The sequence below is a fragment of the Neorhizobium tunisiense genome (genome assembly GCF_039631515.1).
In the GTDB taxonomy this organism is placed as follows: domain Bacteria; phylum Pseudomonadota; class Alphaproteobacteria; order Rhizobiales; family Rhizobiaceae; genus Neorhizobium.
The window spans coordinates 917,085-935,129 of sequence record NZ_JBDIUU010000002.1; the positions used below are offsets into that span (position 1 = coordinate 917,085).

Consider the following 18,045-nt stretch of genomic DNA (forward strand, 5'->3'; position numbering starts at 1 on the left):
ACCGCATGGGTTGATTGACCCGCGAGCCGCATCGACTATGCTGCGGCCACATTCAAGATGAGACCTGCCATGAAAGCCATGTTCTACGATGCCTTTGAAAAGGCGCCGGAAATCCGAAATGTTCCCGATCCGGAGCCGACATTTGACGGCGTCGTGGTCAAGGTTGGCGCGAGTGGGCTCTGCCGCAGCGACTGGCATGGCTGGATGGGGCATGATCCGGATATAAAGCTGCCGCATGTGCCGGGCCACGAGCTGGCCGGCAAGGTGGTGGCGACCGGCAAGGGCGTCATGCGCTTCAAGATCGGCGACCGGGTGACGGTCCCGTTCGTTTCGGGTTGCGGTCATTGTTCGGAATGCCATTCCGGCAACCAGCAGGTCTGCCCGAACCAGTTCCAGCCGGGCTTTACCCATTGGGGCTCGTTCGCCGAATATGTGGCGATCGACTATGCCGATACCAACCTCGTGCACCTGCCCGAAGAGATCGACGACGCGACGGCGGCGAGCCTCGGCTGCCGGTTTGCCACCTCCTTCCGCGCGGTTGCCGACCAGGCCCGCACCGGGCCCGGCGACTGGGTTGCCGTGCATGGCTGCGGCGGCGTCGGCCTGTCGGCGATCATGATCGCTACCGCGCTTGGAGCCAACGCCATCGGCATCGATCTTTCCGAAGACAAGCTGGCGTTTGCCCGCCAATGCGGTGCGGTCGCAACCATCAATGCGAGCACGGTTGCCGATGTGGTCGAGGCGGTTCGCGAGATCACCGGGGGTGGCGCGCATGTGTCGATCGACGCGCTCGGCCATCCCGTCACCTGCTTCAATTCGATCAAGAACCTGCGCCGCCGCGGCCGGCACGTGCAGGTCGGGCTGATGCTCGGCGAACATGCAACGCCCTCGATCCCGATGGCGCAGGTGATCGGCCACGAGCTGGAGATCTACGGCAGCCACGGTATGCAGGCCTGGCGCTACGATGCGATGCTCGCCATGCTGAAGGCCGGCAGGATGAAGCCGCAGCAGTTGATCGCCAAGCGGATCACCCTCGAAGAAGCGGTGCCGGGCCTGATGACGCTCGACAAATCCGAAACGCCCGGAATCAGCGTCATCACGACGTTCTGACGGGTGTCCCCCGGATTGTTCGCCATCGATGGCCGGAGCATTCCGCTTCGGCCGCTTGGTGGCGTTTCGGGACGCCCTATATCGGGCGCATGCGTCGAACCCGAAAGGACGAACCATGAATGTCAGGGCACAGAAAATTCCAGGACCGGATCATCCAATCACCGTTGCGCACAATCCGGCGCGGGTGGTGGTGAAGCTCGGCGGCAAGGTGATTGCCAACAGCATCAATTCGCTCACCTTGCGCGAGTCCTCCTATCCGCCGGTCCATTATATCCCCCGCAAGGACGTGGATATGCCGCTCCTTGAGCGGACAGACCACCAGAGCTATTGCCCGTATAAGGGAGAGGCATCCTATTTCAGCATTCCGGCTGGCGGCGACCGTTCGAAGAATGCCGTCTGGTCCTACGAGAACCCCTACGAAGCCGTCTCCGGGATCAAGGAACATGTCGCCTTCTATCCCGACCGGGTCGATTCCATCGAGGAGTTCGGCGCGCCTGAAGCGGGTCAGTTCTGACAGGCGGATGGGCGGCCGAGGGTGCGTTTGCCGCCCTTTGGCGCTTTGCGGGTGAAAGCCCTGGAGGGCGAAGAAAAACCCGGTGCCCTTGTCGGCTTTGCTTTGCCTCCCACGTCCTTGGGGTATTGACACAACAAGGAGGAAAATCATGCCCTATGTCGACGGGTTTATTCTTGCCGTCCCCAAGGCCAATCTCGAACGCTACAAGGACATGGCGCGCCTTGCCGGCTCCGTATGGATGGAAAACGGCGCACTGTCCTATGTGGAATGCTTGGCCGACGACGTGCCCTATGGAGAGCTCACCTCCTTCCCGCGCGCGGTGCAGGCCAAGGAGGACGAGATCGTCATCTTCTCCTGGATCACCTATGAAAGCCGGGCCCGCCGGGACGAGATCAATGCCAGGGTGATGAAGGACGAGCGGTTTTCCGGAGACGAGTGGACGCAGGTCTTCGACGGCAAACGGATGATCTTCGGCGGCTTCGAGCCGTTCCTGACATTGTAGCCCGCCAGTGATAGGAGTGCCGTCTCCCTGCCGGTGCTTCCACTTTTGCTGCCGGCGCTTTTGTCGATGAGGACCCCATGCCCCAGACCGTGATCTCGATCTCCACAAGCGGCCAGGGCCTCTACGAATTCACCGACGCGGCGCAGGATTTTTTGCGCCGCACGCAGGTGGGCGAGGGGCTGCTCACCGTGTTCGTGCGCCATACGTCCTGCTCCCTGATCATCCAGGAAAATGCGGATCCGGATGTCCGCCGCGACCTGAAGACCTTCTTCTCCCGGCTGGTGCCGCCGACCACCGATCCCGACATGCGCTGGGTTACCCACACAACCGAAGGGCCTGACGACATGCCGGCCCATATCAAGGCGGCGCTGACCGCCGTCTCGCTCGGCATTCCCGTCAGGGACGGACGGTTGATGCTCGGCACCTGGCAGGGCATCTACCTCTTCGAACATCGCGACCAGCCGCATGTCCGCCAGGTCGTGCTGCATCTTTCGCCGTGACCTTTCGGCTCCGAGCGGCAGATGAATACCGGCTGAATGACCGGTTAGGATGTTGTTCAGACCCCTTGGGCTAGGGTCGCGCCAATCGCTCGGAAAGGCGAGAGCAACAACCTTTGGGGCCGCAGAACCTGGCCCGGATTTCGGAGAACATTCTATGACCAGCATGATCATCAAAGCCGGTGTGGCCGCCCTCATCGCGCTCACCGGCCTTTCCGCAGCGGCCCCGACGGCTGCTGCCGCCGGCCCGGAATTCGCTATCCAGGTGCAGTATCGCGACCGTGATGGCGATTGGCGTCCGGATCGCGGCGGTGACCGTGACTGGCGTCCGGATCGCGGTCCGCGCGGTTGCTCTCCCTGGCTGGCAGAAGAAAAGGCAAGCCGGATGGGCCTGCGCCGCGCTCGCGTCGTGGATGCCGGCCGCCGCGTCGTGATCGTTGCCGGTTTCGGCCGCCGCGGCCCCGACCGCATCGTGTTCGCCAACGAGCGCGGCTGCCCGGTCATCCGCCGCTAGGCTTCATTCCAAAGAACCCTTCCGTCTCCATCGCCCGTTGACGGAGGACAAGCGCCCCCGCCAAGTCTCACCGACCTGGCGGGGGCGTTTATTTTTACGTTACTGCTCGAGGGCAAACGTGACGTTGACGGTCACCGTATAGGTGTTTTCGCCGCCGGCGACGGGAACCGCTTCGGCGGCCATGTCCTTGGCCATCGCCATGCGCATCATCGGCTGCGGCACGGGGCGCATGGAGTTCTCGCTGATTTCCAGGATCCGGCCGAGCTTGACGCCGGCCGCTTCCGTCAGCGTCCTTGCCTTGGCGAGCGCCTCGGCGACCGCCTTCTTCCGCGCCTCGGTCATCACCTCGTCGGGCTTGTCGTTGGTGAAGGCGATCTGGCCGCCCTGGTTGACGCCGAGCTTCACCGAACGGTCGATGAGGCCGCCGAGTTTCTGGAGATCGCGGACCTTGAGGGTGAGCGTGTTGGAGACCTCATAGCCGATGACCTGCGGCGGCTCGATGACGCCTTCCTTCGGTTCGGGATGGCGATATTGCGGATAGATCGAGAAATTGCTGGTCTGAATATCGCGATCGGCGATGCCGTCGCTCTTTATGGCCGAAAGCACGTCCTTCATGGCGGCGCTGCTGGCCGAAAGTGCCGCTTCCGCGGTCTTGCCGTTGCGAACCACCGAGAGCGTCAGGATGGCCATATCGGGCGCCACGGAGGCCTGACCCTCACCGAGCACATTGATGACCGGCTCGCGGGGACGGATATCCTGGGCCAGAGCCTGGCCCGCGGAAGAGACGGCGACCGCTCCGGCAAATGCGGCTGCAAGGACGAGACGTGACGACGAAAGCGCAACGCGCATGGATGTTCTCTCCGATCTGTCAGGGCGAAGGGAATGCTGTTCCCGGTCCCGCCCGTGATGTTCCATCTGCCGCGCGAACCCGCCGAAACGGGAATCGGCTCGGCCTGTTCGCGCCAGACGAGCCTACCTGCCGGTTGATTGTGAAGCTATTGCGGCAACGGCTTGTAGCATCTCGTGAATTGCGTTAGAGCGGACCTCCAGGTGACGGCGGACCATTGCGCCCCACTTCTGCTGCATCGGCGGGCCTGTAGCTCAATGGTTAGAGCCGGCGGCTCATAACCGCTTGGTTGGGGGTTCGAGTCCCTCCGGGCCCACCAGCATTTCCAAGGTCTTCGGCTGTCGCCTGTCGTCGGATAGTGCAAAGGCTAAGTGAGTTTTTGCAACATTTTGACGAGGCGATCATGGCGACCGGTCTAACTCTGCTCCTCACGGCGATCGCAGCAACCATTGCGTTCATGCAATGGTTTGTAGCCAGACAGAAGTTCGTGCTCGATCTCTTCGACCGACGCTTCAAGGCTTATAATGATGTTCTATATGCAGTCCGCCCCATCATTAGTGCGGGCGCGGTAGCCAATAATCAGCTTTTCGAGCTTCAGCTTGCCATACAGAACGCCAAGTTCCTTTTTGGAAGCGACGTCAACGACTACCTGGAGGAGATCCGAAGAACGACGATCAGGCTTCAATATTGGAACGCAATCTACAACACCCAAAATCCTCAGGCTCCAGAGGCACCACAGGGGATGGCAACCTGTTTGATGGAGCTGAATGACTTTTTCACGAAGTACCCTAAGTTGTGCCAAGCATATATGATGATGCCGGAAAAGCGCGTCCGTACCCCGATTGAATGGTTCAATGATCGTAATGAGCTACGGAAGAGTTATGGCGCGGAGCCGCCCAAGATTGACACATAGTAGGCAGAATGGATCGAATAGCGCCGGACATCCCACGTCGTAAGTCATACGCCGACGATTTTGAGGGACAATGGAGCCTCTCTTCGAGACCAAGCGGAGATGCGTTCGCCGTATTACATGACGCGGATCGCCGACCTGCCGGTCGCCAAATCATAGGTATGCCAAATCTGGCTGCGTTGGCGATACGCGGATATGGAAGCCCGACAACTTGCTGATTTTGGTCACGCGTTCGCTGGATTGAAGGTTGCCAGCACGTCGCCAAATGGTGGTCCTCTTGCAAAGGCGGCCTCACTGGAGTATCCATGGTTCAATATTTCAAGGATTGTATGAATGTTGAATCAGCGGCAGGCTCTGGGAGCCTTTGGTGCTCTCTCGCAGGAAACGCGACTGCACATCGTCCGGATGCTGGTCGTCGCCGGGCCTGAGGGCATGGCCGCGGGTTTGATTGCCGAGCGGGCAGGGGTGTCGCCGTCCAATATTTCGTTTCATCTCAAGGAGCTCGAACACTCGGGCCTGGTCCTCCAGCAGCGTGAATCGCGCTCAATCGTCTACAGGGCGAATATCGAGGTGCTGGGCGATTTGGTGCGCTTCCTGATGGAGGACTGCTGTGGCGGCCATCCGGAAATTTGCGCCCCCGCCGCAGAGGTTGCCGCCTGCTGCGCTCCCGCAGCAGTGAAGGCATGACGGCTCGAAATCGCCGGTGCCGGCGTCCTCGGCGGTCGGTCCGGAGCATCTGAAGCGGAAAATAGAAACAAGCCAATCGGAACAACGTCACCAGGGACAATTGTCATGTCTGATCGCACCTACAACGTCCTCTTCCTCTGCACCGGGAACTCCGCCCGCTCCATCATCGCCGAGGCCATCCTGAACAGGGTCGGCCAGGGCAGGTTCAAGGCCTATTCGGCCGGCTCCCAGCCGAAAGGCGAGGTCCACCCTTACACGCTCCAGCTCCTGAAGACCCTGAACTACGACACCAGCTTCGCCCGCTCGAAGAACTGGGAGGAGTTCGCGGGTCCAGGCGCTCCGCAGATGGATTTCGTGTTTACCGTTTGCGACAACGCCGCCAACGAGGCGTGCCCGGTTTGGCCGGGACAGCCGATGACCGCCCACTGGGGCGTTCCCGATCCTGCCGCCGCCGAAGGGACTGAAGCCGAGAAGCACTTCGCTTTCGACGACACGTACAGGATGCTCAACAACCGCCTCTCCATCTTCACTAGTCTGCCGATGACAAGTCTCGACAAGCTGGCGCTCCAGAAGCGACTGGACGAGATCGGCCGCAGCTCCCAGAGGGCCGAATGAGCGTGACGGTCGATCTTCGACGCCGCCTGGTCGCGGAGGCCCTCGGCACAGCGATCCTCGTCGCAACCGTTGTCGGTTCGGGCATCATGGCGGATCGCCTCACCGACGACACGGCCATTTCCCTCTTGGGCAATACGATCCCGACTGGAGCAATCCTGTTCGTGCTGATCACGATCCTCGGCCCGATCTCGGGAGCGCACTTCAATCCCGTCGTGACAATGGTTTTCGCCGTGCGTCGGGAATTCAAGGTCTCTGCGGTCACTCCTTACATTATGGCGCAGATAGCGGGCGGTGTGTCCGGAACGATGGTCGCTCACGCGATGTTCGACCTTTCGCTCCTCCAGACGTCCGGAACGATCCGTACGGGATCGGCTCAGTGGATCGCGGAAGCGGTTGCGACTTTCGGCCTGCTACTCACCATTCTCGGCGGTTTGCGCTTTAGGGTCGATGCAATCCCTCTGCTGGTGGGCCTCTATATCACGGCGGCCTACTGGTTCACGGCATCGACATCCTTCGCCAATCCGGCGGTCGCCATTGCGCGGAGCATCACAGACACTTTCTCCGGCATTCGCCCAACCGACCTGCCGGGCTTCATTGTTGCCCAGATCCTCGGAGCGCTCGTCGCCGCCGCTTTGGCCGGATGGCTGTTTTCCGAACGAGGCAACGAAGTTCCCCCTATTACCGCTCAAGGAGCCGATTGATCATGGACGTCACCATCTATCACAACCCCGCCTGCGGGACCTCCCGAAACACTCTGGAGCTGATCCAGCACGCAGGCATCGAGCCAACTGTGATCGAATATCTGAAAACCCCACCGACCCGCGAGCAACTCGTCAGGATGATTGCCGACGCCGGACTGACCGTCCGCCAGGCGATCCGCGAAAAGGGCACACCCTATGCGGAGCTCGGCCTCGACAATCCCGAGCTGAGCGACGACCAGCTGCTCGACGCGATGCTGAAGGACCCGATCCTGATCAACCGGCCGTTCGTCGTCACGCCGATGGGTACGCGCCTGTCGCGGCCGTCCGAGCTGGTCCTGGATATCCTGCCTGCGGACGCGTTCAAGGGGCCGTTCACAAAGGAAGACGGCGAGCGCGTCCTCGACGACGAAGGAAAGCGTATTGCCTGAAACCTTTCCTGCGGCATCGCCCGACCACTTCCGCATGCCTGATCCGGGTGCGCTGCGCCCTGCTGTCTCGACGCACAAGCCGCGCATCCTGATTCTCTACGGCTCGGCGCGCGAGGTATCCTACAGCCGATTTCTCGCTCATGAGGCGCGGCGTCTTCTGGAGCATTTCGGATGCGAGGTCCGGATATACGACCCGAGAGGCCTGCCGCTTCCGGACGAAGCACCCGTCAGCCATCCCAAAGTCCAGGAACTGCGGGAGCTATCGCAGTGGTCGGAGGGCCAGGTCTGGGTCAGCCCGGAGCGCCACGGCGCGATGACCGGGATCATGAAGGCGCAGATCGACTGGATTCCTCTGGCTCTCGGTTCGATCCGGCCGACGCAGGGAAAGACGCTTGCAGTGATGGAAGTCTCTGGCGGGAGCCAGTCTTTCAACGCCGTGAATCAGATGCGCATCCTGGGGCGATGGATGCGGATGATCACCATTCCGAACCAGAGCAGCGTCGCCAAGGCCTACCAGGAGTTCGACGCCGATGGACGGATGAAGCCGTCCTCCTACTACGACCGTGTCGTGGATGTGTGTGAAGAACTGGTCAAGTTCACCCTGTTGACGAGGGATGCGTCGGACTACCTTACCGACCGCTACAGCGAGCGAAAGGAAGATGCCGAAAAACTTGAAGATAGGGTCAAGTTCAAATCAATCTGATGTATTTCGATGATTGTGGAAATAACCTTGACCACTCCAGCTTTCACCGCTATCTTATTTCCATGATCATCGAAAAAGCAGCCTCCCAGCTCGAAGCCCTTGGCAACGTCACCCGCCTCAAGATTTACCGTGTTCTGGTTCGCGCCGGTGAGGAGGGGCTTCCCGTCGGCCGACTTCAGGAAAAGCTGGATATCCCGGGATCGACGCTTTCGCACCATCTGAAGCGTCTGGTCGATACGGGGCTGGTCGTCCAGGACCGGCAGGCGACGACGCTCATCTGCACCGCGAACTACAAGCACATGAATGCACTCATCGGCTATCTCGTCGACGAGTGCTGCGCCGACCAGGGATGCGATAGGCCAGCGACCAGGATCGTTGCCTGACCGCATTTTTTTACATGCTAATTTCGAAATTTCCGGAAATACCGATGGAGATCAAAATGAAGTCGAATGACGCCTTTCCTGTTGCGGTAGTCGGTGCAGGTCCGGTCGGGCTGGCGGCGGCGGCAAGGCTGCTTGAAGCCGGCATGGCACCGATCGTTCTGGAGCGGGGAGTTTCTGTCGGGACGGCCCTGGCGGAATGGGGGCATGTCAGGGTGTTCTCGCCATGGAAGTACAATATCGATGACGCCGCCCGGCGACTGCTGGCGAGCAACGGCTGGGCCGCTCCTTCGCCTGACTACCTGCCGACCGGACGCGAGATCGTCGACGACTACCTGCTGCCTCTGTCGCGCGTTCCGGTCATCGAGCAGGCGACAAGGCTCGGTGCGACCGTCACGGCCATCGCCCGCCGGGGCCTGGACAAGGTTTCCTCCGGGGGGCGCTCGGACGCGCCTTTCGTGATCCGATACCGGGACGGGAACGGGGAGCATGAGGTCGTCGCGCGAGCAGTGATCGATGCCTCCGGCACATGGACGCAACCGAACCCAATGGGCGTAAACGGCATTCCAGTCCTTGGCGAGAGCGCAGGCGGACCGGTTTCCTACGGCATTCCAGACGTTACCGGGGCCAGGCGCTCCGACTTTGTGGGCAAGCGTACGCTGGTGGTGGGGAGCGGCCATTCGGCAATCAACGTCGCCCTTGCGTTGCTGGAGCTCCAGCAGGCCGATCCGTCTACCGAAATCCACTGGGCGCTTCGCAATCACGGCGTCGCCAAGCTGCTGGGCGGCGGTTTGAACGACCAGCTTCCGGAACGAGGCGCTCTCGGCCTTGCGGCGAAGAAGGCCATGGACGCAGGAAAGCTCAAGATGCTCACGTCCTTCTCGGCAAGCGGGATCGCCAGGAGAGATGACAAGGTCGCCGTGATCGCAACCGCCAATGGAGAGGCGATCGAACTTGAATTGGATCAGGTCGTCGTCGCCACCGGGTTTCGTCCGGACTTCTCGTTCTTGAGGGAACTGCGGCTGAGCGTGGATCCGGCTGTCGAAGCGCCACCGGCACTCGCCCCTCTCATCGACCCGAACCTTCATTCCTGTGGCTCCGTTCCCCCGCATGGGATCGATGAACTGTCGCATCCGGAGAAGGACTTCTACATCGTGGGATCGAAGTCTTACGGCCGAGCGCCGACCTTCCTGATGAGGACGGGTTACGAGCAGGTGCGGTCTGTCGTTGCTGAACTGGCTGGTGATCATGCCGCTGCGCGACGTGTCGAACTCGTGCTTCCCGAAACAGGTGTCTGCGCCGCTACTCCCCGGATCTCGACGTCTTCGGGATGTTGCGGAGGTCCGGCCCCTGCTACGGTAGATGCATGTTGTGTCGCTGACGCCGACGCTAAATCTGAAGGCAGGTCTGGCTGCGGCTGCGGCCAGACAAAGGTCGAGACCGAGCACGCATGATGCCCAACGAACAGAAGTTGCCGCTCTGGGCCCTGATTGGCCTCGGAGCCTCCCAGAACATCGGCTACGGCACACTTTATTATGCCTTCAGTATTCTGGTTCCGGAGATTGCCCGCGATGTCGGGCGATCGGAACAGTGGGTGTTCGGCGCGTTTTCGATCGCACTGCTGGCCGGCAGCCTCGCCGCTCCGCTGTCGGGAACCCTTGCCGACCGGATTGGCGCGGGGCGCCTGATGGCCATGGGGTCGCTGCTGGCCGCCGCCTGCTTGGTGATGATGTCCGTGTCGCCGGGGCCGCTGACCTTTGCCGTTTCGCTGGCGTTGACGGAAGTGGTTTCCGCTGCGGTTCTCTACGCGACGGCTTTCACCGCCATCGTGCAGGCGGGAGGAAGGAAGGCCCAGACCTCGATCGTTCACCTGACACTGATGGCCGGGTTCGCGTCGTCGATGTTCTGGCCCCTGACTTCCTGGATGCACGGTTTCCTGTCGTGGCGTGAAATCTACATGGTCTTCGCGGCCATGAACCTGGCGGTCTGCTTTCCCGTCCACCTCGCCCTGGCGCGTCTGACGACCAGTGCGGTATCTGCGTCCAAAGCGACACCTCCGACGGCTGCGCCGGTCCGCGCAGTTGCAAACAGGAACCTGCTGTTCTTCCTGATGCTGTTTGGCTTCGCCATCGAAGGATATGCCTTATCCGCCATCCTCGTTCACATGGTCCCGCTGACCCAGGCGCTCGGTATGGGAGCCGCGGGCCTCGTCGTCGCCTCTCTGTTCGGTCCTTCGCAGGTGGCCAGTCGCCTGATCAACCTCGTCTTCGGCCGCGAATTGCCGCAAAGATGGCTGGCGGTGATCGCCACGGCGCTGATCCCGTCCGGTCTGGCGATCCTCATGTTGACGACGCCGTCCGTCCCCGGTGCCATCCTGTTCGCGGTCTGCTTCGGACTTGGTTCCGGATTGACAAGCATCGTGAGCGGTACCCTGCCGCTGGAGTTGTTCGGCAAGGCCGGCTACGGCAGCCGCATGGGCTGGGTGACGTCGGCCAAGCAGATGATGTCCGCTGTCGCTCCGCTCGCAATGTCGATCTTGCTGGCGGGGATAGGTGTCGTGCCATCGATCTGGTGGACAGTGGCGATCGGGACGATTGCGACCTTGGCGTTTCTTGGAATTGTCATGACAATCCAGTTGCGCGCACGCGCGTCTATTCCGGAGGCCTCCAGCCGATGATGCCTGGCCCTGCGCCAAGGACCAGGAATTTCGGTTAGGCCCGTTCCGTTTTTACTCGGAACAAAGCCTTGGGTCGTGCGTTCCGGCCCAATGTCTGGCTGACGGCCGATGGCGCGATGGGTGCTTGCCGAATGGATGATGACCGCTTGACCGGCACTGGCCGGCCAATCCGATCAGGACGGGACATCGGGCGTGATGGGGTTTCGGGCAGCCATCGGCCGGCAATCCGGGGAGTCACGTTCTTCATTTTCTTTCCGCTGCTGTCGTCGTGTTCCGGCGTGCAGTCGGCACTCGATCCGGCCGGCCGTGAGGCGAGCGATGTCGCAAACCTCTTTTTCGTCATGCTGGTTGGCGGCGTGATCATCTGGGTGGGTGTCGTCGGATTGCTGTTCCACGCAGCGCGCAAGCCTAGACCCCACTCGGAAAAGGGGGCGGGGCAGCTCATCCTCTGGGGAGGGGCCGTTTTCCCGACGGTAATCCTCGCGGCCCTGCTTTCCTATGCCGTCTGGCTGATGCCTAACATCCGGCCCTGGTTCGGGGAGGATGTGGGCGTACGGCGCGTCGAGGTTACAGGCGAGCAGTTCTGGTGGCGGGTGCGCTATCTCGACGAACGCGGCGCGGTCGCCTTCGAAACGGCCAATGAAGTGCGCGTACCAACCGGAGAACGCGTCGTCTTTTTGCTGAAATCGCCCGACGTCATTCATTCCTTCTGGATACCCGTGCTCGGCGGCAAGATGGACATGATACCCGGGCGCGAGAACCGCCTGACGTTACAGGCGGAAAAGCCCGGTACCTATCGGGGCGTCTGCGCCGAGTTCTGCGGTGCAAGTCATGCGCTGATGGCTTTCACCGTCCATGCGATGGAACCGAAGGCCTACGAGGACTGGGTCGTTGCGCGTCGCACAGCGTCCGGCGGGCAGGATGCAGCGGGATTGGCGCTCTTCCTTCGCCAAGGTTGTGCCGCCTGCCATGCCATTTCCGGCACGGAGGCGAGGGGGACGATCGGTCCCGACCTCACGGCCTTCGGCGAGCGGGGTTCGGTGGGAGCGGGGACACTTCCCAATGCGCAAGAGCACATCGCCCGCTTCATACGTGATCCCGGCCGGGTCAAACCGGAGGCACGCATGCCGCACTTCTCCATGCTGGAAGCGGCGGAGATCGAGCGGATAGCGACCTACCTGAAAGGGCTCAGATGACCGTGGAGCTCGGCAGTTTTTCGCCGGAAGAGAGGGCGGCACAGGAGGAACGGCTCCGCAAGGTATGGGAGACGCCGAAGGGCATCCGCTACTGGACGTCTGTCAACAACAGCCAGATCGGGCTTTGGTACGGCGTCACCGCCTTTGCCTTCATGTTGTTCGCCGGCCTGCTGGGGCTCTTGATGCGCCTGCAACTGGCGGTGCCGCAGAACGATTTCATCTCCGCCGAACTCTTCAACCAGGCTTTCACGCTGCATGGCACGGTGATGATGTTCCTGTTCGCGGTGCCGATCTTCGAGGCCGTTGCGATCTTCCTGCTGCCGTCGATGCTTGGCGCCCGGGAGCTGCCGTTCCCGCGGCTGTCCGCCTTCGGCTTCTGGAGTTTCCTCATCGGCGGCGTCTTCGTCTGCGGGTCGATCTTCTTCAATGCCGCGCCGAACGCTGGCTGGTTCATGTATCCGCCGCTTGCCACCGACGACGAATATGCCGGCATCGGCGCGGATATCTGGCTGCTCGGCCTGTCCTTCATCGAGGTGGCGTCGATTGCCGCCGCCGTCGAGATCATCGTCGGTATCATGAAGTGCCGGGCACCGGGCATGCGCATCAACCTGATGCCGATGTTCGCCTGGTACCTCTTGATCGTCGCCGGCATGATCCTCTTCGCTTTCCCGCCGCTGATTGCCGGAGACATCCTGTTCGAGATGGAGCGGATGTTCGACTGGCCGTTCTTCGACGCGAGGCGCGGCGGCGATCCGCTGCTTTGGCAGCACCTGTTCTGGATCTTCGGCCACCCGGAAGTCTACATCATCTTCCTGCCCGCGATCGCGCTGATGGCGATGATCGTGCCGACTTTCTCGCAGCGGCCGATCGTCGGTTATTCCTGGATCGTGCTCGCCGCCGTCGGCACGGGGTTCCTGAGCTTCGGGCTCTGGGTGCACCACATGTTCGCGACCGGCCTGCCGCAGATTTCACTTGCCTTCTTCTCAGCGGCGTCGGAGGCGGTGGCGATCCCGACAGGGGTGCAGATCTTCGTGTTCATTGCCACCATGCTCGCCGGCCGGGTGATCTTCTCGGTACCGATGCTGTTCGGGGCAGGCGGGCTGATCATCTTCGTGATCGGCGGACTGACGGGGGTGATGGTGGCGCTGGTGCCGTTCGACTGGCAGGCGCATGATACGTATTTCGTCGTCGCCCACCTTCACTACGTGCTGATCGGCGGCATGCTGTTTCCGGTTGTCGCGGGCATCTATTACTACTTTCCGTTCGTGACAGGAAAGAAGCTCAGCGATCCCTGGGGCAGGACCGCTTTCTGGCTGATGTTTGCCGGTTTCAACGTCGCCTTCTTCCCCATGCACTTCTCCGGCCTGCGCGGGATGCCGCGGCGCGTCTTCACCTATCCGGAAGATATCGGCTGGGATTGGTTCAACCTCATATCGACCATCGGCGCATTCGTTTTCGCCGCCGGTGTCGCGGCCTTCGTCATCGACATTTTTCGCCCGAAACAGCAAACGGCAGGGCGCGATCTCAATCCCTGGAATTCGGGGACGCTCGAATGGACCAACGATCCGGCGGAAAGCTGGGGCATGCGCTCGGTGCCGATCATCACCAGCCGCTATCCGCTCTGGGATCAGCCGAACCTGCAGGCGGATATCGAGGCCGGGCGCTTCTATCTGCCGGACGCCAAATCCGGCAAGCGCGAGACGCTGGTGACCTCCGTTCTGGATGCAAAGCCGATCCAGTGCCTGCGGGTGGGAGGCGTATCCTACGTGACGATCATCGCGGCAATCGCGCTCGGCGGCGTGTTCATCGCGCTGACCTTCAAATTGTGGATCACCACGATCGTCTTCGCCATCATCACCTTCATCGCCATCATCCATTGGCTCTGGAATGGAACCGCGCCGATACCGGAAGCGCCGGAAATCGATGTGGGGCTAGGCGAGACGCTGCCGATCTATGTCTCCGGCCCGGCCTCTGTCGGATGGTGGGCGATGTTCATCACCATGGTCGGCGATGGCACGGCGTTCGCGAGCCTGATCTTCGGCTATTTCTTCTACTGGACCATCCATGACGACTTCACCACGATCGCCAATGGGCCGGGCGTCCTGTGGCCGATGGCGGCGCTGCTGCTCTACGTCATCGCCTGGGCGCTGACGCTGCTGGCGCGCGAACTCAACGAGAAGGGTTCAACGGGCGCGCGGTTGGCGCTCACCGTGGCCATCGCCGTTTCGATCGCGGCCTCGCTTGCGGGCCTTGCCGGTCCGTACCTGCACGACATGGACCCTACCTCCCATGTCTATCCGGCCGTCGTCTGGATTGTCGTTATCTGGACGGTGACGCATGGCATGGTCGGCGCGATCATGCAGGGCTATTGTCTCGCGCGCAGCATCGCGGGCCGGATGACTGCGGAATACGACCAGGATATTCGCAACGTCGCGCTCTACTGGCACTTCATGGCCTTTACCGCCGTCGTCACCTTCGCGGTCCTCGGCCTGTTTCCTTTGGTGAGCACATGAAGAGCTTCATTCCGCGCGAGGTTGAGACCCTCTGGACCCTGTTCACCGCCCCGACCGTCTGGGCACTGCATTTCCTTGTCTGTTACGCGACGGTGGCGGTCTTCTGCGCCAAGGGCCTCGCCTCCGAGATATCGTTCGATACGGTGCGGATCGGGCTCGGCGTGGTGACGGTGCTGGCGCTGGCGATGATCGTGCTGTCGGCCTGGCTTGCCTGGCGGCAATGGGGTTTCGGCTCCGACGATCCGCCGCACGACGAGGCTACCCGCAACGCCCGGACATTGTTCCAGGGATTCGCGACGCTGCTGCTGTCAGGCCTCAGCTTTGCCGCCGTCCTCTACATGGCCATTCCGATGATCTTCATCGCGGGGTGCCAGCCATGAGAAAGACGGTGCTGATGATCGGCCTTGTTCTGCTGTTCGCCCTGTGGACCGTGCTCCCGCTTGCCGACCAGGCGTCCTTCACGGTGCACATGATCGCCCATATGGGCGTCGTGGCGGGTGCGGCGCCACTGATTGCAATCGGCCTTTCCGGAACGCGTTTCGATTTTCTGTCCAGTCCGCCCTGGCTTACGCCAATCATGGCCTCGCTGATCGAACTGTTCGCCGTGTGGACCTGGCATATTCCTGCCCTCCGCGCCCTGTCCGAGACATCGTCCATCCTTGCGGCGCTGGAGCAGCTCGTCTTTCTCGGCGCCGGTCTCGTTCTCTGGCTCTCCTGCCTCGGCGGAGCGGCGGCGGGCCGGGAGGAGCGGCGGCTCGCCGGCACATTCGGTCTGCTCTTTACCTCCATGCACATGACGCTACTCGGCGCGTTGTTGGCGCTTTCGCCGCGTCCGCTCTACGGTGAGGGCGACGTGAGCTGCCTCGGGGTGATCTTGTCCGCTGCTGTGGACCAACAGGCGGGAGGCGTTGTCATGCTTCTGGTGGGCGCCGCGGTCTATTTGGCCGGAGGCGTGGCGCTACTGGCCCGCACGCTGAATGCGCCACTGCCGGATCGGTGATTCGGCAGGTTCAAGAGGACACCTTCCGCCCAGGCAAGGAACGGTGGGCGATCGATATTGCCGTGTGCATGACGCCGATCGGTGCAGTCTCCCCAGCTATTCGGCACGGCTCCGGCCCTCCTGCCCAAGTTGGCGTTGCAACTTTCCGACTCTGGCTTATTTGATGGAGTGTGAACAACAGATATCGGGGTGTCAGTTGAATCAAACCCGGCCAGCGCTCCTCCTCATCACGGCGTCGCTGATACCGCTCATCATTCTCGCCGCCGTGATGGGCAGGTTCTTTATTCAGGAGCAGCAGAACGCGCTCGACGCCGACGTTCGCAGCAAAGCGACCGCCATGGCTGCGACGCTTCAACGTGAGCTTAAAAGCCAGGTTCAGCTTCTGTCGGTCGTTGCGGATTCGCCCCGGCTCGATCCGCCGATCCCCCGGTCCGCCTTCGCAGAGACTGCTCGGCGTCTGCGTGAGAGAGTGCCTGAATGGGAGCAGATCCGGATATCGGATGAGAAAGGCGAGATCGTGCTGTCCTCGCCGGTTCTGGACGGTTCGGCTGAGAAACAGGTCGTGGACATGGAGAGCCACCGGACCGTGGTTCGCACGGGCGAAGCTGTGATCGGCAACGTTTCCTTGGGGCCCCGGGGGCAGGCTGCCTTTGCAGTGAGGGTTCCGATCGAGAGGAATGACAAGCTGCGAGCCATCCTGTCGGTTGTCATCCGCCCGACGATTGTCACAAACCTCCTCTACGCCAATGGGCTCCCGGAAACTTGGGCGGCCTGGATCGTCGACGGTCAGGATCGCCTTGTCGCTTCGACCGGTGCTCCTGCTCTCGCCGGCAATGCGGCAAGCGAGTTCGCAAGTTTTTCCGGAACGGATTTTGGCATAGCAACGCTCAAAAATGGGCTGGAGCTGCGGGTGGCCGAAGTCGCGCTTGGGGAAACGCCGTGGCGGGTGAGGGTAGGCCTGCCGGTTGCTGAATACGATAGGCTGGCACGCAAGGCGACATTGCTGCTCGCCGCAGCCAGCTGCTTCACGTTGCTGCTCTCAGGTTCGGCTGCGTTTCTCTTTCACCGGGAGGTTCGCGCAAGGAACCGCGAGCGCGAAAGCATGGCCAACTGGCAGCGGATGGACGCGCTTGGAAAGCTGACGGGCCAGGCAGCGCATGATTTCAATAACCTCCTCATGGTGTTTCAATCGGGCGTCGAGGGCATCAAGAGGAGGCGGAATGACGAGCAGCGGGTGACGCAACTCCTTTCGCACATGAGCGAGGGAGTGACGAGGGGAAAGGCGATCACCCAACGGCTATTGTCGTTCTCGAGGCGTTCCAATCAGGGTGCCGGACATGTGGAGCTGGACATCAAGCTCGCCGAATTGAGACCGCTGCTGCGACAGGCCATCGATGACACGATCGTCATGGACATCAATGTTCCGAACGATATCTGGCCCATTCATGTCGATCCCGCGGGTCTGGAAAACGCGCTGATCAATTTCCTTACCAATGCGCGCGAGGCAATGGGCAACGGTGGTCAAGTGACGATTTCTGCCAGAAATGTCCTCGACGGCGCTGCGGAAGACCCGACGCTTCAAGGACAATTTGTTGCCTTGACGATCACAGACACCGGAACGGGCGTCGCATCCGAGCATCTGGGACGGGTGTTCGAGCCGTTTTTCTCCACAAAGAAGAATGGCGGCCCGGGCCTTGGGCTGACCCAGGTTCACAGCTTCGCCAAGGGCAGCAGCGGTGCTGTGAAGGTCGCGAGCGTGGCCGGTCATGGCAGCGCCTTCACGCTGCTCCTTCCCCGGTCAAACGAACAGAGCGTCGCCCGCGAGCCGGTAACGCCGGCGGTAAGCCTTCCGGGCAGGCTTTTGATCGTTGACGATACCCCATCATCACTGGAATCGGTGCGCCTGGCCCTGGAAGGGCTCGTTTCGACGATCTTTGTGGCGACAGGCGGCAGCGAGGCAATTGAGGTTCTGGAGCGTCACCCCGAAATCGAGGCGGTGATCAGCGACATCATGATGCCGGGGATGTCCGGTATTGAGCTTGCCGAGGAAATACGTCGGAAGAATTCGCGGCTGCCTGTCGTGCTGATGACCGGCTATAGCGACAAGCTGGAGGCCGGCACAGAGGTCGGCTGTCCGGTTGTGGCGAAGCCGTTTAAGATCGAAGACCTGGCCGCTTCGCTGGAGGCTGCAAAAACATCGACGGAACAGTCGACAAACGTCGTACGCTTGGAGATCCCGGCGAAAAGCTGA

The 18,045-nt window shown here is 61.6% G+C and carries 20 protein-coding genes and 1 tRNA gene; 20 read left to right on the forward strand and 1 reads right to left on the reverse strand.

Annotation, left to right across the window (positions count from 1 at the left end; translation table 11 throughout):
* Window positions 1–69 precede the first annotated feature (69 nt).
* From ABCW43_RS13625 to ABCW43_RS13645, 5 genes are all read left to right on the forward strand, one after another.
* A complete protein-coding gene (locus ABCW43_RS13625) occupies window positions 70–1,110 on the forward strand; it encodes a zinc-dependent alcohol dehydrogenase family protein (RefSeq protein ID WP_345925174.1) in 1,041 nt (346 codons plus the stop codon).
* Between the two features lie 115 nt (window positions 1,111–1,225).
* A complete protein-coding gene (locus ABCW43_RS13630) occupies window positions 1,226–1,624 on the forward strand; it encodes a DUF427 domain-containing protein (protein WP_345925176.1) in 399 nt (132 codons plus the stop codon).
* Between the two features lie 148 nt (window positions 1,625–1,772).
* On the forward strand, window positions 1,773–2,126 hold the full coding sequence (locus tag ABCW43_RS13635; RefSeq protein ID WP_345925178.1) for a DUF1428 domain-containing protein: 354 nt from the start codon (window positions 1,773–1,775) through the stop codon (window positions 2,124–2,126).
* A gap of 77 nt (window positions 2,127–2,203) precedes the next feature.
* The gene (locus ABCW43_RS13640; RefSeq protein ID WP_345925180.1) at window positions 2,204–2,626 is read left to right on the forward strand and encodes a secondary thiamine-phosphate synthase enzyme YjbQ; all 423 of its coding nucleotides are present in this window, start codon (window positions 2,204–2,206) and stop codon (window positions 2,624–2,626) included.
* 154 nt (window positions 2,627–2,780) lie between these two features.
* Window positions 2,781–3,137 (forward strand): hypothetical protein, encoded by a 357-nt coding sequence (locus ABCW43_RS13645; protein ID WP_345925182.1) that lies wholly within the window; start codon window positions 2,781–2,783, stop codon window positions 3,135–3,137.
* Window positions 3,138–3,236: 99 nt separating this feature from the next.
* Here ABCW43_RS13645 and ABCW43_RS13650 read toward each other — a convergent pair whose 3' ends face one another.
* Window positions 3,237–3,986 (reverse strand): SIMPL domain-containing protein, encoded by a 750-nt coding sequence (locus tag ABCW43_RS13650; protein WP_345925183.1) that lies wholly within the window; start codon window positions 3,984–3,986, stop codon window positions 3,237–3,239.
* Window positions 3,987–4,227: 241 nt separating this feature from the next.
* Here ABCW43_RS13650 and ABCW43_RS13655 point away from each other — a divergent pair.
* The 15 genes from ABCW43_RS13655 to ABCW43_RS13725 all read left to right on the forward strand — a co-directional run bounded on the left by ABCW43_RS13655 (window position 4,228) and on the right by ABCW43_RS13725 (window position 18,045).
* A tRNA-Ile gene (locus tag ABCW43_RS13655) sits at window positions 4,228–4,303 on the forward strand.
* Between the two features lie 84 nt (window positions 4,304–4,387).
* Complete coding sequence (locus ABCW43_RS13660) at window positions 4,388–4,897, forward strand: hypothetical protein (RefSeq protein WP_345925185.1); 510 nt, start codon at window positions 4,388–4,390, stop codon at window positions 4,895–4,897.
* Between the two features lie 333 nt (window positions 4,898–5,230).
* Window positions 5,231–5,581 (forward strand): ArsR/SmtB family transcription factor, encoded by a 351-nt coding sequence (locus ABCW43_RS13665; protein ID WP_345925483.1) that lies wholly within the window; start codon window positions 5,231–5,233, stop codon window positions 5,579–5,581.
* Between the two features lie 105 nt (window positions 5,582–5,686).
* Window positions 5,687–6,196 carry an arsenate reductase ArsC gene (locus ABCW43_RS13670; RefSeq protein WP_345925186.1) on the forward strand — a complete coding sequence of 170 codons (510 nt, stop codon included), beginning with the start codon at window positions 5,687–5,689 and terminating at the stop codon, window positions 6,194–6,196.
* Complete coding sequence (locus ABCW43_RS13675) at window positions 6,193–6,897, forward strand: aquaporin (protein WP_345925188.1); 705 nt, start codon at window positions 6,193–6,195, stop codon at window positions 6,895–6,897. The genes ABCW43_RS13670 and ABCW43_RS13675 overlap by 4 nt, the downstream gene beginning before the upstream one ends.
* A gap of 2 nt (window positions 6,898–6,899) precedes the next feature.
* Window positions 6,900–7,325 (forward strand): arsenate reductase (glutaredoxin), encoded by a 426-nt coding sequence (gene arsC, locus ABCW43_RS13680; RefSeq protein WP_345925190.1) that lies wholly within the window; start codon window positions 6,900–6,902, stop codon window positions 7,323–7,325.
* Window positions 7,318–8,028, forward strand: coding sequence for an arsenical resistance protein ArsH (gene arsH / locus ABCW43_RS13685; RefSeq protein ID WP_345925193.1), 711 nt, complete (start codon window positions 7,318–7,320; stop codon window positions 8,026–8,028). The genes arsC and arsH overlap by 8 nt, the downstream gene beginning before the upstream one ends.
* Before the next feature lie 62 nt (window positions 8,029–8,090).
* Window positions 8,091–8,411 (forward strand): ArsR/SmtB family transcription factor, encoded by a 321-nt coding sequence (locus tag ABCW43_RS13690; protein ID WP_345925195.1) that lies wholly within the window; start codon window positions 8,091–8,093, stop codon window positions 8,409–8,411.
* Window positions 8,412–8,467: 56 nt separating this feature from the next.
* Window positions 8,468–9,862: an NAD(P)-binding domain-containing protein gene (locus tag ABCW43_RS13695; protein ID WP_345925197.1), complete on the forward strand. Its 1,395-nt coding sequence runs from the start codon at window positions 8,468–8,470 to the stop codon at window positions 9,860–9,862.
* A complete protein-coding gene (gene arsK, locus ABCW43_RS13700) occupies window positions 9,859–11,085 on the forward strand; it encodes an arsenite efflux MFS transporter ArsK (protein ID WP_345925199.1) in 1,227 nt (408 codons plus the stop codon). Before ABCW43_RS13695 ends, arsK begins: the two co-directional genes overlap by 4 nt.
* A 131-nt stretch (window positions 11,086–11,216) precedes the next feature.
* On the forward strand, window positions 11,217–12,281 hold the full coding sequence (coxB, locus tag ABCW43_RS13705) for a cytochrome c oxidase subunit II (RefSeq protein WP_345925201.1): 1,065 nt from the start codon (window positions 11,217–11,219) through the stop codon (window positions 12,279–12,281).
* The gene (ctaD, locus tag ABCW43_RS13710) at window positions 12,278–14,794 is read left to right on the forward strand and encodes a cytochrome c oxidase subunit I (protein WP_345925203.1); all 2,517 of its coding nucleotides are present in this window, start codon (window positions 12,278–12,280) and stop codon (window positions 14,792–14,794) included. Before coxB ends, ctaD begins: the two co-directional genes overlap by 4 nt.
* A complete protein-coding gene (locus ABCW43_RS13715; RefSeq protein ID WP_345925205.1) occupies window positions 14,791–15,174 on the forward strand; it encodes a hypothetical protein in 384 nt (127 codons plus the stop codon). The genes ctaD and ABCW43_RS13715 overlap by 4 nt, the downstream gene beginning before the upstream one ends.
* A complete protein-coding gene (locus ABCW43_RS13720) occupies window positions 15,171–15,794 on the forward strand; it encodes a cytochrome c oxidase assembly protein (RefSeq protein WP_345925207.1) in 624 nt (207 codons plus the stop codon). The genes ABCW43_RS13715 and ABCW43_RS13720 overlap by 4 nt, the downstream gene beginning before the upstream one ends.
* A 196-nt stretch (window positions 15,795–15,990) precedes the next feature.
* On the forward strand, window positions 15,991–18,045 hold the full coding sequence (locus tag ABCW43_RS13725) for a response regulator (RefSeq protein ID WP_345925209.1): 2,055 nt from the start codon (window positions 15,991–15,993) through the stop codon (window positions 18,043–18,045).